Below are 14,502 nucleotides of genomic sequence, written 5' to 3' on the forward strand. Positions count from 1 at the left end.
GAAGTGTGTCCGGAAGACTCGGTCCGGAAGTTTCGCCTTAGCGGGCGTACTTCTTGCGGAACTTGTCCACGCGACCGCCGGTGTCGACGATCTTCTGCTTGCCCGTGTAGAACGGGTGGCAGTTGGAACAGACTTCGATCTGCAGGTCGTGGCCCAGGGTCGAGCGGGTAACGAACGAGTTACCGCAGCCACAGACCACGTTGATCTCTTTGTACTCGGGATGAATGCCGTCTTTCATGGCGCTGTATCTGGGGGCGGGCCGGGACAGAAAAAGGGGGCGCAGTGTAGCCATGCGGGCCGGCGCTCGCAAGGAAAAAACTTTCGTCGGAATGGGGGCCAATGGATTCGTAGGTACTTGACGACGGTTATCCACAAAGTCTGTGGATAAGTGTGTGGATGACTGACCGGCGCGAGCCCCGCAAAGCTTGCAGAAATATGACGCTGTCAAATTGCTCAAATTTTCACCAGGCCATTTCCAGTTGCGCAATCAATGAGTTACAAGTGTGTCCTGATATATCGCATGTAATTTTGTCATCAACGTGGGGCCGGTGCGACAGCGTCGCCGGCGTGTGCATAACCCCTCTGGCGGACCACCTAAGGGATCGGTTTTGAAAGAAAATTTTGTGGGACAGATCACACTGCCAGGCACGGCCGGATGGGGTTATTCGGCAAGCGGTCATCGTCGGATTCGGCCTACTTACAACAACTCGCCCGGGAACTCGGCCCGGAGCTACCGACCCGCCGCCCCTGGCTCCGGCAAGAACAGCGCTTGCAGATCATTGAGGAAGCGCTGCCCCATCGAGGTCGCGCGCCAGTGATGAGGCGCGTCCTGGGTGAGCAGTCCCTTCCGCTGGGCCTCGGCCGTGGTCGCACCCAATACATCGAAAGTCAGCCCGGTGCGTGACTCGAACTCCCGGTCGTCGAATCCTTCGATGAGCCGCAAGCCATTCAGCATGTACTCGAACGGCACATCCTCGACCGGCACGCGGCGCCGCTCGCTTACTCGTTGATCCGCAGCGCGAGCCAGATACTCGCGGGGTTGTTTCACTCGGGTGGTCCGCTCGATGACAGCGTCGCCGTCGAGCCTGGTGAGCTTGCCGTGCGCACCAGCGCCGATGCCGATGTAATCGCCAAACTGCCAGTAGTTGAGATTGTGGCGGCTGCGGCGACCGGCGCGCGCATAAGCCGAAACCTCGTACTGCTCATAACCGCGCGCCGCCAGCAGCTCTTGAGACTCGATCTGCATCTGCCAGCAGTCGTCAGGATCGGGCAGGGCCGGCGGCCGGTGATAGAACACCGTTCCGGGCTCCAGGGTCAGCTGATAATGGGAGATGTGGGCCGGCCCCAAGGCAAGGGCTCGCTCCAGGTCGTGCAATGCCTGCGAGACGTTCTGCTCAGGCAGGCCATACATGAGATCCAGATTGAAGTTGTCGAGACGCGCTTGTCGCAGCTCCTCGACGGCACGCTCGATATCGTCCGCGCCGTGAATTCGGCCAAGCAAACGCAATTGCTCGTCGCTGAAGGTCTGCGCGCCCAGCGAAACGCGATTCACGCCAGCATCGCGATAGCCTGCGAAGCGGCCGTGCTCGATAGTGCCGGGATTGGCTTCGAGCGTGATCTCGATCTGCGAGTCGAACGGAATCTGTCGGCGCACCCCTTCGAGCAGTCGGCCGATCTGATCGGGCGCGAACAGGCTCGGCGTGCCTCCGCCAAAAAAGATCGACGTGAGCGCACGACCTTGGACCGCCGCCACATCGCTGTGCAGGTCCTTTAGGAGCGCGTCGATGTACTGGGCCTGTGGCACCAGCTCGGGCGCCGCGTGCGAGTTGAAATCACAGTACGGACACTTGCGCACGCACCAAGGCATGTGCACGTACAAGGAAAGCGGCGGGAGGGTTAGCGCCACGACTCGTTACGATCCGACGCGGTGGATCTCGCGCAATTGCGCGACCAGGCCGCGCAGGGCCTTGCCGCGATGGCTGAGCAGATTCTTCTCCGCGGCTGGCAGCTCCGCAACCGTCATGGCGCGATCGGTCAGCTCGAAGATCGGGTCGTAACCAAAGCCGCCCGTGCCGCGACGCTGGTCCGTAATCCAACCTTCCCAGCTGGCCTGACAGATCAACGGCGACGGATCGCGCGGCGAGCGCATGAACACCAGAGCGCATTGATAGCGAGCGGTACGCTCCGCACGCGATTTGCTTTTCAACGCGGCCAACAGCTTGAGCAGATTGTCCTCGTCGCTCGCACCTTCGCCTGCATAGCGCGCCGAGTAGATGCCAGGCGCACCGTCGAGCGCGTCCACTTCGAGCCCCGAATCATCCGCGATCGCCGGCAAGCCCGCAGCCTGCGACGCGTGTCGAGCCTTGAGAATCGCGTTCTCGACAAAGGTGAGCCCGGTCTCGGCGACGCTGTCGCTGGTGAACTGCGATTGCGGCAGGACTTCGAACGCCGGCGGTGGCAACAGCTCGCGCAGTTCCTTCAATTTCCCGGCATTGCCGGTAGCGATCACCAGTCGCATCGTCAGTCCGCGTTCAGTGCTTCTAGCTGCCGCGCGAGCAACTGGCCGCAGCCATTCGCCGCGAGATTCAACAAGTCGTCCAGCTCATTGCGCCGGAACGCGTGCCCCTCGGCCGTGCCTTGCACTTCGATGAAGCCGCCGCCGTTGTTCATGACGATGTTCATATCGGTTTCGGCTTCGGAATCCTCGGCGTAGTCCAGGTCCAGCACCGACTGGCCCGACCAGATACCGACCGAGACCGCGGCTACTTGCCCATGGATGGGACTGTCACGCAGCGTGCCCTTGCGGATGAGTGTGTTGACGGCATCGACCATGGCCACATAGCCGCCGGTGATCGAAGCCGTGCGCGTACCGCCGTCGGCCTGGAGCACGTCGCAGTCAACGGTGATGGTGCGCTCGCCCAGCGCCTTTAAATCGATGACCGCGCGCAGCGCACGGCCGATCAGCCGCTGGATCTCCAATGTTCTTCCGCCTTGTTTCCCCGACGCGGCTTCCCGCTTGTTGCGGGTATGTGTGGCGCGCGGAAGCATGCCGTACTCGCCCGTCACCCAGCCTTTGCCCTGGTTGCGCAGGAACGATGGCACCGTCTCTTCGACGCTGGCGGTGCAAAGCACACGGGTATCGCCGAACTCGATCAGGACCGAACCTTCGGCGTGGCGGGTAAAACCGCGCGTAATGCGGATCGGCCGCAGCTCGTCGGGAGCGCGGCCACTGGGTCTGGGTTTCATGGGGTTACCTTAATTGATACGACGGCAGCGTATCTCAAGCCGCCGTCGCTGGAACGACGGTCAACCGGCGACAAGCGCCAGCGGGCGTAGTTTCGAGAATCTGCCCTTAACCGAGATACCGCATCACCGCTGCGGTGGAATTATCGCTGAACGGCGACGACGCCTGAACCGCGCGGCGCCCGAGGGCTTCCAGCCAGGCACGCAGCTGCTGCGTGTCGTCCCGGAAAAACGCCGCGATATCGGCATCCCGCAGGTTGGCCCAGATGCCATCGGTGCACAGCAGGAGCACATCGCCCCCCTGCAGTACGTGCCGGCCGCTGATGGTCATCTCCGGAATGGCCGGATCGCCGCCCAGGCAGCACTCGACGAAATTGCGCATCGGGTGATTGGGCAGCTCTTCTTCGGTGATCTTGCCCTCGCGCAGCAGCAGCTCGACATGGCTATGGTCGCGGGTCCGGGCCACCATCTTGCCGTTGCGAATGTGATAGATGCGACTGTCGCCCACGTGCGCCCAGTAGGCGGCGCCTTCCTGGACCAGGCATACGGCGATCGTGGCGCGGGGGCGCGCATCGATGCTCTGGCCGTTGCCCAGGCGAGCCACGTCGTCGTGCGCGCGGCTCAGCGACAGGTGCAGGAAACCGATGGGATCGAACATCGGCAGGCTGGTTTGCTGGAACGAATCGAGCAGGCTTTTCAACGCAGTGTCCGCGGCGCGGCTGCCATCGGAATGGCCGCCCATGCCGTCGATGACCACCAGCAGCGCGGCGTGCTCGGCGGCTGCGACGGTCACTCGGTCCTGGTTGTCCTCACGATCACCGATCAGACTTAAATCTGCATGCTCGATCCGCAAGCGCGGGCTCCGGCCGGACGGCTCTTCAGCTGGTACACTTGCCCCTTTCAAGGCGACGCTTTATAGCACCGCATCAGGCACCCGCGTAAGGCAGCGTTTGCCTTAATCTCTCCTACGGCACGAAATAATGATCCGCAGCATGACAGGTTTCGCCCGGCGCGAACGCCAGGGACCATGGGGCACGCTGGTATGCGAGCTGCGCACCGTCAACCACCGCTACCTCGAAACCTCGCTGCGCCTGCCCGACGAGCTCAAGGCGTTGGACAACGACGTGCGCCAGGCCATCGCCGCCGCACTGCGCCGGGGCAAGGTGGACGCCAATCTGTACCTGAAGTCCGCGGCCGGTACGCAGCGCTCGCTGGAGCTCGACTCACAGTTGCTGGACGAGCTCGTGGCGCGCGTCGACCAGGTGCGCGGTCAGTTGAAATATCCCGCGCCGGTCAGCCCCATCGAGCTGTTGCGCTGGCCGGGCGTGGTGCGCGAGGCCGAGGTCGACATCAAGCCGGTGCTGGCCGCGGCGCTGGGATTGGTGCAGGAGGCTCTGGCCGAATTGAACGAAACCCGGCTGCGCGAGGGGCAACGCATTCAAGAGCTGTTGCTGGCGCGGTGTACCACGATGCGTACGCAAGTGCTGGCTGTGCGCGCGCGTTTACCTGAAGTCTCGCGACGCATGCGCGACCGCATCGTCGAGCGCATCAGCCAGCTGGGCACCACGCCGGACCCCGAGCGCCTCGAACAAGAGCTGGTCCTGTACGCTCACAAGATGGATGTGGAAGAGGAACTGGATCGACTCGGCGCGCACCTCGAGGAAGTGACCGCGGTGCTGGGCTCCAACGAGCCCGCCGGCCGCCGGCTGGACTTTCTGATGCAGGAGCTGAACCGCGAAGCCAACACCCTGTCCTCGAAATCGCAGGACAGCGAGACCACCCGGGCCGCGGTGGACATGAAAGTCGCGATCGAGCAGATGCGCGAACAAGTACAGAACGTCGAATAGTCGAACAGAAGGGACTGGTGACTAATGACTGGTGAATGGTCAGAGAAGCGATGACTGCTGCCCGGGGTAAGCTGTTTGTAATTGCCGCCCCGTCGGGCGCGGGCAAGACCACGCTGGTGCGTGCGCTGATGCAGCGCGTGCCCACGTTGCGCTTTTCGATTTCATACACGACTCGCAAGCCGCGGCCCAACGAACAACATGGCCGCGATTATTTCTTTGTCGACCATGCCGAGTTCGAACGCATGGTTGAAGCGGGGGAGTTTCTCGAACATGCGCGCGTGTTCGACAACTACTACGGTACGTCGAAAGCGCAAGTGGAAGACATGCTGCGCGAAGGCGACAACGTGCTGCTGGAAATCGACTGGCAGGGCGCGCAACAGATCCGCCAGGCCATGCCCGAATGTGAATCGATATTCATCCTGCCGCCCTCGCGCGAGGCGCTGGAGCAGCGCCTGCGCGGCCGGCAAACCGACAATGACGAAGTCATCGCGCGCCGCCTGCGCGATTCGATCGCCGACATGTCGCATTGGAACGAGTTTGACTACGTGGTCGTCAACGACGACTTCGAGCGTGCCACGAGCGATCTCGAAACCATCGTCGCCGGTCTCGGCTCGGCGCTGCGCAGTGACCGATCCGAGCTACAAACGTTGATTCGCCGCTTATTGGGTTGAGCGCGTCGATATTTTTTCGCGCACGCGGCAACGCTGAACTTGCCGTCGCGGTGACGGACAAAGCTTCTGAACTGCCGCAGATCGGCGGCGGCTATCACGGCCTTAGCAAGGATCATTCATATGAGATTCAGAACTCTACAGCTCGGCACCGCTACCGCTGCTCTGTGTGCCCTTCTGGCGACGGCCAATGTCGCTGCCGCCGAGGCCGAGCGTCCTCGCACCATCAGTGTCTCCGGCCAGGGTGAAATTCAGGCGGAGCCGGATCGCGCCTGGGTGACGCTGGGCGTCGAAGCGCGCAAGCCGAAGATGGAAGAGGCACGCGCCGAAGTTCAAAAGACCGTTGACGCCGTGTTGAAGCTCACGCGCGATTTGAAGATCGATCAAAAGTACGTGCGCACCACGCGAGTGAACATCCAGCCCGAGTACAACTGGGACAATAACGCGCGTGAACGCAACCTGATCGGCTACTTCGTGTCGCGCCAGATCGAAGTCGAGCTGCGCGATCTGGAGAAGCTCGGCCAGCTGCTGGAGAAGTCGTTCGATCAGGGCGTGAACCAGGTGGGCGATCCGCGCCTCGACTCGAGCAAGCGCCGTGATCTGGAGCGCGAAGCTCTGGCCAAGGCAGTGGCTGACGCGAAGCTGAATGCCGAAGCCGTGGCGAAGGCCGCCGGCGCCCGAGTTGGCGCGCCGCGGACCATTTCCGCCAGCTCCGGCTTCGTGCCGCCGCCGGTGCCCATGATGAAGGTTCAGGCGATGCGCGCCGAGGCAGCCGACAGTGCTGCCGGCTCGTACCAAAGCGGCCAGATGGGGTTCAATGCCACGGTTCAGGTCGAGTACGATTTGATTCCGACCACGCCGTAACTGCAGCCGGGAGGCGGCTATTCAGATGAATCGCGGCTCTCACGGAACCCTGAGCAGCGCCGTCTTGACGGCGCTGCTCTTCATGCAAGGCGCGACCTACGCGCTCGAAAAACCGAATCAGGCTGCCGCGCCGGAAGCGGCCCCCGAAACCCCGCCTGTCACCATCGTTCCCACGGATGAAACGCAGTTCCACCAGGTGCTGCAGCGGGTCACCGCGTTTCGCAATCTGCGGGGGCTGAATGTCAGCGATCAGATCATCGACCAGCTTTCGCGAGGTGAAGCGGATCAGGCCGTAGCAGCGTTGAGCGCACTTGCCGCTCAAGGCAATCGTCAGGCGGACATCGCGCTCGTGCGCATTCAGCACTGGTGCAATAGTGTTGCTTCGGCACGGCGACCGGATTGGCAGTCCCAGCTCCCACAAGTCGAGAAACAATTTCCGCCGGAGCGCGCGCAGCGCATCGCAGGATTGCTCAAGGCCGAAGCGGAGTACGGTCCACGCGCCACGGCCGCTTGTAGCAAAGCGCGCTTTGATTTTGGTGCCATCGAATCGCGGCTGCGTGCAGCGGCAGAGGCTGGCGATGCAGCGAGCGCGACCGAGTTGGCGCAGTTCGCGCGGGACCCCGCCAAGCGCGAAGCGCTGCTCGAGGGAGCCATCAGCAAGAATTACGCTCCGGCAATGTATGCCGCGGCCACGAATCTGCTGGTCGCGGTCCAGCGCGGCCAGACCACCGAGAACGTCAGCAAGATTCGTGAGTACCTCAAGACCGCGGGCCGTTCCATTCCCAAAGCCAAACTGGACCTCGCGAACTGCATGGCGTTGGGATGCGATGGTCACCCGGCCGACGCACGCACGGCCATGGCGTTCGGTGTGGATGCCGCGCGCGATGGTGAGCCGACGGCATTCCTGTCGATGGCGCGCATGCCCTGGGGGCGCCAGATGCAGCGCGCGCAACTCTTGGCGTGGCAGTACTTCGGCGATCGACTCAACGAAGCCGGCTGCATGGGCGATGCTTATATGGCTACATCGTTAGGCTTCGCGCAGACCATTCCGGCCCTGGAGAAGGGCGCCCCCCCGCAATTGCTGGAAGCGGCGAAAACGCAGGCCGAGACCCTGTGGAAGGATCACGGCGAGCGCGCGAAAAAGGAAAACGGCTGCCCCTGACGGCTGCCCTGATTGTCTCGCCGAAGGGCCAAAGCCCTCCCGGCTCAGGCGGCGACGCGGTCGACCAGCAGGACGGTACCGTCGACACCCGTGACCCGAGCCTTCGAGCCCGGCGGAAGGTTCGGCCCGCGAATCGGCCACTCGCGATTGCCGAGGCGGATGCGCCCCGAGCCGTTCTGCAGCCCCTGCTCGAGCACCACCACCTGGCCGATATGGCTATGGCCGGAGCGGTGGCTGGCCAGCGGACTGTTCAATTCGCGCTGCCTCTGGACGTACAGACGCCAGAAGTACAACCCGAACACAGTGGTGGCGAACAGAGCAAACCAGATCATGGACGTGCAGACATCGGTGGACTTGGAGGCAAGCCTAACAATATCCCTTCCCATAAACGACGAATGAGATCACAGGCCGCACTGTGAACCTCGTCATGGAATCATGCAGACTTTACGCAAGCGGATCGGTTAACGCCACGGGCATGCAGCAGGTTGTGAAGCAATGACGAATTCCGGGCAAGAGTCGCCAGATCAGCCGGCACGCTGTGAGGGAACCGCTGCCCGGCGCTTCAGATGAACCAGCAAAAGTGAAATTGCCGCCGGGGTGACGCCTGGCACCCGGGCCGCCCTGCCGACCGTGTCCGGCCGTGCTTCCTGCAGGCGCTGGCGAACTTCCATGGACAACCCTCGCACCTGGGCGTAATCGATGTTTTCCGGCAAGCGCGTGTCTTCGTGGCGCCGCTGCCGCTCGATTTCGTCCTGCTGGCGATCGATGTAGCCGGTGTACTTGGCCAGCACCTCCACTTGCAGCTGGACTTGTTCGGCAAGCCGTTCGTCGACGTCGTCGGCATTCATCCAGGCCGCCGGCCCGACCTGTTCGACGGACGCAAGCGCCGCGTACGACACTTCCGGCCGCCGCAACAGATCGAATGCATGCGCTTCGCGAGCCAGCGTCGTGCCCAGCAGCTCCATGGAACGCTGGTCGCAAAGGTGCTGGGGACGAACGATGGCACGGTCCAGGCGCTTGACCTCGCCATCGATGGCTTCGCGCTTGGCATTGAAGAACGCCCAGCGTTCGTCGTCCACCAAGCCGAGCTCGCGACCTTTTTCCGTAAGTCGCAGGTCGGCGTTGTCTTCCCGCAGCAGCAATCGATATTCGGCGCGGCTGGTGAACATGCGATAGGGCTCGCTGGTGCCGCGAGTGATCAGGTCATCGACCAGCACGCCGATATATGCCTGGTCGCGCCGAGGCGTCCACGGCTCGCGCTCCTGTATCAGCAGCGCGGCGTTCAGGCCAGCCAGCAACCCTTGCGCGGCGGCTTCTTCATAACCGGTCGTGCCATTGATCTGGCCAGCGAAGAACAGGCCGCCGATGAACTTCGTTTCCAGGCTGTAACGCAGGTCGCGCGGATCGAAATAGTCATATTCGATCGCATAGCCCGGCCGCGTGATGTGCGCGTTCTCGAACCCCTTGATGGAACGCACCAGCTCCAGCTGCACGTCGAAGGGCAGGCTGGTGGAAATCCCGTTGGGATAGATTTCGTGCGTGCTCAGTCCTTCGGGTTCGATGAAGATCTGATGCGAGGTCTTGTCGGCGAAGCGATGGATCTTGTCCTCCACCGACGGGCAGTAGCGCGGCCCCACGCCTTCGATGACGCCCGTGTACATGGGCGAACGATCGCAGCCGGCGCGGATGATGTCGTGCGTGCGCTCGTTGGTCGCGGTGATATGGCAATTCACCTGACGCGGATGATCGCTGCGGCGGCCGAGATATGAGAACACCGGTGCCGGCTCATCTCCCGGCTGCACCAGAAGTCCTTCGTAGTTGATGGTGCGGCCGTCGATGCGCGGCGGCGTGCCGGTCTTCAAGCGGCCAACGCGGAAGGGCAGCGCACGCAACCGTTCCGCAAGACGATTCGACGGCGGATCACCCGCGCGTCCGCCCTGATAGTTGGTGAGGCCAACGTGAATCTTGCCGGCCAGGAAGGTGCCTACCGTGAGCACCACGGCGCGCGCGCGAAACTCGATGCCGGTCTGGGTGATCACGCCATGAACGCGATCCTGCGCGACGAGGAGATCGGCGACTTCCTGCTGAAACAACGTCAGGTCGGGCTGGCACTCCAGCATGGAACGAATCGCCTGCTTGTACAGCACGCGATCGGCCTGCGCGCGAGTGGCACGCACTGCCGGCCCTTTACTCGCGTTGAGAGTGCGGAACTGAATGCCGCCGCGATCGGCGGCCTGCGCCATGGCGCCACCCAGCGCATCGATTTCCTTCACCAGGTGGCCCTTGCCGATACCGCCGATGGCGGGATTGCAGCTCATCTGGCCCAGCGTCTCGATGCTTTGCGTGAGCAAAAGCGTGCGCGCACCCATGCGGGCCGAGGCCAGAGCAGCCTCGGTGCCGGCATGACCGCCGCCCACCACGATGACATCGAAATCTTGCGGAAAACGCATGGGAATTAGGCCCACAGGGCCCGCGCCCGAAAAAAGGACGGTTATTCTATGCTGCGGCGACGGGGTACATCCATGTACCCGGGGCTCAGCGGCCCAGGTTAGGGGGATGCCGTACCCGCTTGAGCAGCGACAAGGCCATGCCGACCAGCCCAGCCACGCCCACCACCAGCACGGCCCACAAAACCACTACTTTGACCGGGGTCTTCTTGGGCGGAATCTTCAGGGCGTCGGCGCCGCCCAGGGAGACGAGCTGGCCGAGATAGCCCTGCTCGATCATGCGCTCGCGATCCGCCCCGCTGACATCGGCCAGCAATCCATCGCAAGCAGCCGGCTGGGCCAGCTCCGCTCGGCGGCTGCCGAAAGCGACGGTGAACGGCCCCGGGCCCTGCGCCAGGAAACGTAACCTGGCCGGGCGATAACCCAACTCGAGCGAGCTGTCCTGATAGAACCGGGCGTCCTGCAGGATCTGTACACGCCAGTAACGATCCGAGGTTGGCTGGAACCGCGCCGGCGGACTCTCCCGCCGCACCGTGTCCGAAACGATCACATAACTTTCGCCCCTCCAACGATCGCGCCACGGCGACTGCTCATCGGCCCGGCTCTGCAAGGCGATGCTGGCCATGCTGTTCTCCTGCTGCAACCGGACGCGAGCGTAGGTCACGGGCGCGACGTGCTCCGCGTCGAAAGCCAGCACATCCGCTTCAGCGGACTGGACGCGGGTCGCGTTGAACCATAGAGGTTCGATTTCTTCGGCCTCGCCCACCACCTCGGCCGTGACCGAGTTGATGATCAGCGGCGGTCCGTTGTCGATGCGTTGCACGCGCAGATAGCCGTATTCGCGCAATGGCAGCTGGATACGTTCGCGACGCAACTCCTGGCCATTCTGCCGTGCCAGCAACAAGGTGCTCGCCGGCACGACCGTTTGCCATCGATCCAGGTCATCGCTGGCTTCGATGCGCACCTTCACTTCCGAAACATCATCCGGACTGCGCCAGTCGAAACGAATCGCCCGCAATGGCCGGGCATCACGAGCGTCGATGATATGAATCCGGCCTGTTACGACCTCGGGTGCCGGTGGTGACGATTCCTGCACCTCCACTCGTGTTCCCGCCGAGGTTTCCACGTTGACCCGCGAGCTCCCCGTGTAAAGCTGATCGCGTCCGCGCAGCACGAATACTTGCAGCGATTGTTCGGTCACTGGGGGGAACAAGCTCTGAGGAGACGCGCAGAACGCGTGCGGTACCGGGATGCCATCGGCATTGAACACGCGCAGATCGGTGAGATCGGCTCGCGTGACGCCGCGATAAACCTCGTCGGGCAATAACGCCTCGATCATGGGCTGCGTATTGGCACTCTCCACGACGATACCCGAGGCGTAATCGTTCTTGCTGGGAGACGCGGCGACGCTGACCGCCGCGAGCAGGCAACCCACGCCAACAAACATCGAGCGTGCCGTCATGACAATGCGATTGTTTGAGCTCATCACTCCGTCACCTGCTCGGTCATCTTCCGCGGGGGCAGTGGGGCGAGATAACCCGTCACCAGCAGCAGCGCGCCGACCGTGAGGAAGGACATGATGCGTGCGATGGTACCGACATTGGACAAATCGACCAGGAACAGTTTCGCAACCACGACGATCATCAAGCCGGCGCCGACGATCCAGACGGAGCGCCAGCGCCGACGCGCAGCGAGGGTCATGGCTACAAAGCCCAGCACGCCCCAGAATATCGAGATCGAGGCTTGCACCAGCGTCGAATGCGCCATGCCATGGAGAGTAATCGGCGCACCGAAGTTGTGATGCAACGTGCGAATGAGCGCGGCGTTCAACCAGATGAATACCATGGCCGCCACGACTGCAATCAAGGCACGCATATCGAATTGCCAGCACGTCTCGCGTTGCCGATCGCTCAGCGAGCTCCACCACATCGCGAGCGATGCAAAACACAAGGCCACGCTGATATCGAGCGGATTGAGCAACGGCAGGTACGGCAGCCAGGTCGAATCGCCTGTGTTGGTGAGATTGATCAGCACCACCCAAAGGCTCATTGCCACAGCCACGGGAAGAGCCGCATGAATTCGGTACGCCTGCTCGCGCGCCGCCACAGGCCAACGCGGACTCAGCTGCTCGCGACCCAGCCACGCAATCGCCAAGGCGGGCACGACGCCCCAGGGCAATAGCGCCCACACGCCGGTCGTGAGATCGGCTATTTGATAACTTGCTTCCCATGCAACCAGCAGCGTAAGCAGCCAGACGGCGCCCGCATGGAATGCATCGAGCCATCCGATATCGCGTGTCTCGCCGAGACGCAGGATCCAGAAGTGAACGGCGATCAGCGCCACCCAACCCAGCGCACCCCATCGAGCGCATGGATGATCGAGGTCGGTCGCGGCGACCAGTCCGAGCATGGTGAACATCGTCGGCAGGAACAGCGCGATGAGCAACGGCAGCCGCCATTCGCGTTTCAAACTCAACACGGCCAGCAATGCTGCCGTCACGGCGACGAAGGTCAACCAGAGGCCATAGTCCACCGAGGGCAGGAATTTGTCGATCTCGCGCAGGCCGCCCAATAGCCACCACGCCACGCCCCAGATCGTGAACACGACATCGGCGCCCGTTTCGTACCGCGCCCGCTGCTCCCGATTACGGAACAACCAATAGCCACTGCAGATACCCGAGACACCCAGCATGACCGTGCCGAGATAGGCGCTATTGAGGATGGGCAGTTGATCGTAGCGGTCGTACAAGCCGATCAAACAGCCCAGGCCGGCGCCGAGCTGCAACAACGCACCGAATGCGCGTGCCAGCTTTCGCTCCTGCCTGATGCCGAGCCAAAGCAGGCCGGCACCCTCGACCGCCCACATCGCCGCCGTGGTGCGTGTATCGAACGCCAACGGAATCGCCAGGCTGGCGAAGATTACACCGAGCGCGGCGAATGCTTCGACCAGCAGGCGGAAGCTCTCGCGGCCGGTGCGATAGAGCGTCCATCCGAGCACCAGGTAGAACGCGCCCAACGCGAACGCACTCCACGCCATCGCATACTCGATTCTGGACACCATCGACGCATGCAGCGCAAACGCCACGACCGGCAACCCGAACACCAGCGAGCCCGACACGTAACCTTTCAGGTCCGGCGGCTGGCGCACGCAGTTCAGGATCGACACGCCGACATACATCAGGAAGAACAGGATGAGGAAAGCGTCGGCGGCGAACAGATCCTCGCTTTCATAGCCGCTGGCGCGCCACAGACCGGTGATCGTGAATGTGAACACGAAGCCGAGCACGTTCAGCACTTTCCAAGTGCGGAACCAGGCGACTGCGAACACGCCGAGATTGAGCACGGTGTAGTAGCTGAACAACGCAATGTAGTTGCCGCTGCCGGTGGACACCATGATGGGCGCAAGGAAGCCGCCGGCCGTGCCGATGACCGCGAGCGAAAGCGCGTTCTGCCCGACTGCGAGAATGGCGGCCGCAAGCGCGATCACCACGAGCAGTCCAAAGGCCAGTCCCGTAGGCAGCAGATCGAACTTGGTCGCGGCAAACACAGTTAGATACAACCCGGCAATACCGCCGCCCTGTAGCAGCTGCGCATAGACGGCCCGCTTGTCTCGCAAGCGCCAGCCGACGATCAACAAACCGAACGCGCCAAGCGCGATGGCGATGAAACGCAGCTCGATAGGAAACAAGCTGTTGTCTGCGGCGTACTTCGCAAGAAACGTTGCGCCGAAGAACAGGATCACGATGCCGATGCGCGCCAGCGGATTGCCGCGCTTGAGCCAGCCGATGAATTCGCCGATCAGGCGCTCGACAGGTGACGGTTCTGGCGGTGTTGCGGGCCGCCGCGGCGATATCGGAGCGGGTACTCCTTGTTCTTCAGGCTCCGTGGGTGACGGTGTGCTCGGCGCCTCGGCGGCGAGATCTCTCTGAGCGATCGGCTCGGATATCGTCGGTTCTGCTTCCGTCGCCACCGGCGGGACCGGGGCAGCGACTTCAGATGTCGGCGCGAGTTCGGCGGGAGCTTGTGACGGCGCGGCGCGCGCTTTGGTCTCACCAAGGCCAAATGACAGGCGCAGTGACTGCAGCTGCTCCTGTAGCGACTGGACGCGGCCACGCAGATGGAGCACCTGGGCCAATAGCGCGCCGAACATGGCGCCATACCAGAACCCTTCGATGCCGGACGCCAGGGACGCCCCGACCACGCCAAACAGCAACGCCAGACCGATCGTCGATCCTTTGGAGGATGCTTGTTTTTCCGGCTGCATGCGTGCAC

13 protein-coding genes are annotated in these 14,502 nt (G+C 62.9%); 4 read left to right on the plus strand and 9 right to left on the minus strand.

The genetic code is table 11. From position 1 onward, the window contains the following. Positions 1–37: 37 nt before the first annotated feature. The 5 genes from rpmE to VGE08_RS20185 form a co-directional block, all read right to left on the minus strand. Positions 38–238 (minus strand): 50S ribosomal protein L31, encoded by a 201-nt coding sequence (gene rpmE, locus VGE08_RS20165; protein ID WP_331069719.1) that lies wholly within the window; start codon positions 236–238, stop codon positions 38–40. Positions 239–730: 492 nt separating this feature from the next. Then, on the minus strand, positions 731–1,906 hold the full coding sequence (gene hemW / locus VGE08_RS20170; protein WP_331069720.1) for a radical SAM family heme chaperone HemW: 1,176 nt from the start codon (positions 1,904–1,906) through the stop codon (positions 731–733). Between the two features lie 6 nt (positions 1,907–1,912). Next, the gene (gene rdgB / locus VGE08_RS20175) at positions 1,913–2,518 is read right to left on the minus strand and encodes an RdgB/HAM1 family non-canonical purine NTP pyrophosphatase (RefSeq protein WP_331069721.1); all 606 of its coding nucleotides are present in this window, start codon (positions 2,516–2,518) and stop codon (positions 1,913–1,915) included. 2 nt (positions 2,519–2,520) lie between these two features. Further along, positions 2,521–3,246, minus strand: coding sequence for a ribonuclease PH (gene rph, locus VGE08_RS20180; protein WP_331069722.1), 726 nt, complete (start codon positions 3,244–3,246; stop codon positions 2,521–2,523). Between the two features lie 106 nt (positions 3,247–3,352). After that, positions 3,353–4,096: a PP2C family serine/threonine-protein phosphatase gene (locus VGE08_RS20185; RefSeq protein ID WP_331069723.1), complete on the minus strand. Its 744-nt coding sequence runs from the start codon at positions 4,094–4,096 to the stop codon at positions 3,353–3,355. A gap of 139 nt (positions 4,097–4,235) precedes the next feature. On the opposite strand from VGE08_RS20185, the gene VGE08_RS20190 reads away from it, so the two are divergent. The 4 genes from VGE08_RS20190 (at position 4,236) to VGE08_RS20205 (ending at position 7,784) form a co-directional block, all read left to right on the plus strand. Continuing rightward, entirely contained in the window at positions 4,236–5,090 is an 855-nt protein-coding gene (locus tag VGE08_RS20190) for a YicC/YloC family endoribonuclease (RefSeq protein ID WP_331069724.1), read from the plus strand. A gap of 50 nt (positions 5,091–5,140) precedes the next feature. Next, complete coding sequence (gene gmk, locus VGE08_RS20195) at positions 5,141–5,761, plus strand: guanylate kinase (protein ID WP_331069725.1); 621 nt, start codon at positions 5,141–5,143, stop codon at positions 5,759–5,761. 120 nt (positions 5,762–5,881) lie between these two features. Then, on the plus strand, positions 5,882–6,622 hold the full coding sequence (locus tag VGE08_RS20200; RefSeq protein ID WP_331069726.1) for an SIMPL domain-containing protein: 741 nt from the start codon (positions 5,882–5,884) through the stop codon (positions 6,620–6,622). A gap of 64 nt (positions 6,623–6,686) precedes the next feature. Beyond that, positions 6,687–7,784, plus strand: a complete 1,098-nt coding sequence (locus VGE08_RS20205; protein ID WP_331069727.1) for a hypothetical protein — start codon at positions 6,687–6,689, stop codon at positions 7,782–7,784. Positions 7,785–7,828: 44 nt separating this feature from the next. On the opposite strand, the gene VGE08_RS20210 is transcribed toward VGE08_RS20205, so the two are convergent. The 4 genes from VGE08_RS20210 to VGE08_RS20225 all read right to left on the minus strand — a co-directional run bounded on the left by VGE08_RS20210 (position 7,829) and on the right by VGE08_RS20225 (position 14,494). Beyond that, positions 7,829–8,116 carry an NfeD family protein gene (locus VGE08_RS20210; protein WP_331069728.1) on the minus strand — a complete coding sequence of 96 codons (288 nt, stop codon included), beginning with the start codon at positions 8,114–8,116 and terminating at the stop codon, positions 7,829–7,831. 192 nt (positions 8,117–8,308) lie between these two features. After that, positions 8,309–10,234 (minus strand): tRNA uridine-5-carboxymethylaminomethyl(34) synthesis enzyme MnmG, encoded by a 1,926-nt coding sequence (gene mnmG, locus VGE08_RS20215; RefSeq protein WP_331069729.1) that lies wholly within the window; start codon positions 10,232–10,234, stop codon positions 8,309–8,311. A gap of 85 nt (positions 10,235–10,319) precedes the next feature. Then, positions 10,320–11,717 (minus strand): DUF3999 family protein, encoded by a 1,398-nt coding sequence (locus VGE08_RS20220; protein WP_331069730.1) that lies wholly within the window; start codon positions 11,715–11,717, stop codon positions 10,320–10,322. Continuing rightward, positions 11,717–14,494, minus strand: coding sequence for a DUF2339 domain-containing protein (locus VGE08_RS20225; protein WP_331069731.1), 2,778 nt, complete (start codon positions 14,492–14,494; stop codon positions 11,717–11,719). Before VGE08_RS20225 ends, VGE08_RS20220 begins: the two co-directional genes overlap by 1 nt. Positions 14,495–14,502: the final 8 nt, after the last annotated feature.

It is taken from the genome of Steroidobacter sp. (assembly GCF_036406195.1).
Classification (GTDB): domain Bacteria; phylum Pseudomonadota; class Gammaproteobacteria; order Steroidobacterales; family Steroidobacteraceae; genus Steroidobacter.

Bases quoted from the DNA above. Each gene is read 5' to 3' on its own strand.
- rph (WP_331069722.1), bottom strand. From the start codon at position 3,246: ATGAAACCCAGACCCAGTGGCCGCGCTCCCGACGAGCTGCGGCCGATC.
- mnmG (WP_331069729.1), bottom strand. From the start codon at position 10,234: ATGCGTTTTCCGCAAGATTTCGATGTCATCGTGGTGGGCGGCGGTCAT.
- rdgB (WP_331069721.1), bottom strand. From the start codon at position 2,518: ATGCGACTGGTGATCGCTACCGGCAATGCCGGGAAATTGAAGGAACTG.
- VGE08_RS20225 (WP_331069731.1), bottom strand. From the start codon at position 14,494: ATGCAGCCGGAAAAACAAGCATCCTCCAAAGGATCGACGATCGGTCTG.
- rpmE (WP_331069719.1), bottom strand. From the start codon at position 238: ATGAAAGACGGCATTCATCCCGAGTACAAAGAGATCAACGTGGTCTGT.
- VGE08_RS20210 (WP_331069728.1), bottom strand. From the start codon at position 8,116: ATGATCTGGTTTGCTCTGTTCGCCACCACTGTGTTCGGGTTGTACTTC.
- VGE08_RS20200 (WP_331069726.1), top strand. From the start codon at position 5,882: ATGAGATTCAGAACTCTACAGCTCGGCACCGCTACCGCTGCTCTGTGT.
- VGE08_RS20190 (WP_331069724.1), top strand. From the start codon at position 4,236: ATGACAGGTTTCGCCCGGCGCGAACGCCAGGGACCATGGGGCACGCTG.
- VGE08_RS20220 (WP_331069730.1), bottom strand. From the start codon at position 11,717: ATGAGCTCAAACAATCGCATTGTCATGACGGCACGCTCGATGTTTGTT.
- gmk (WP_331069725.1), top strand. From the start codon at position 5,141: ATGACTGCTGCCCGGGGTAAGCTGTTTGTAATTGCCGCCCCGTCGGGC.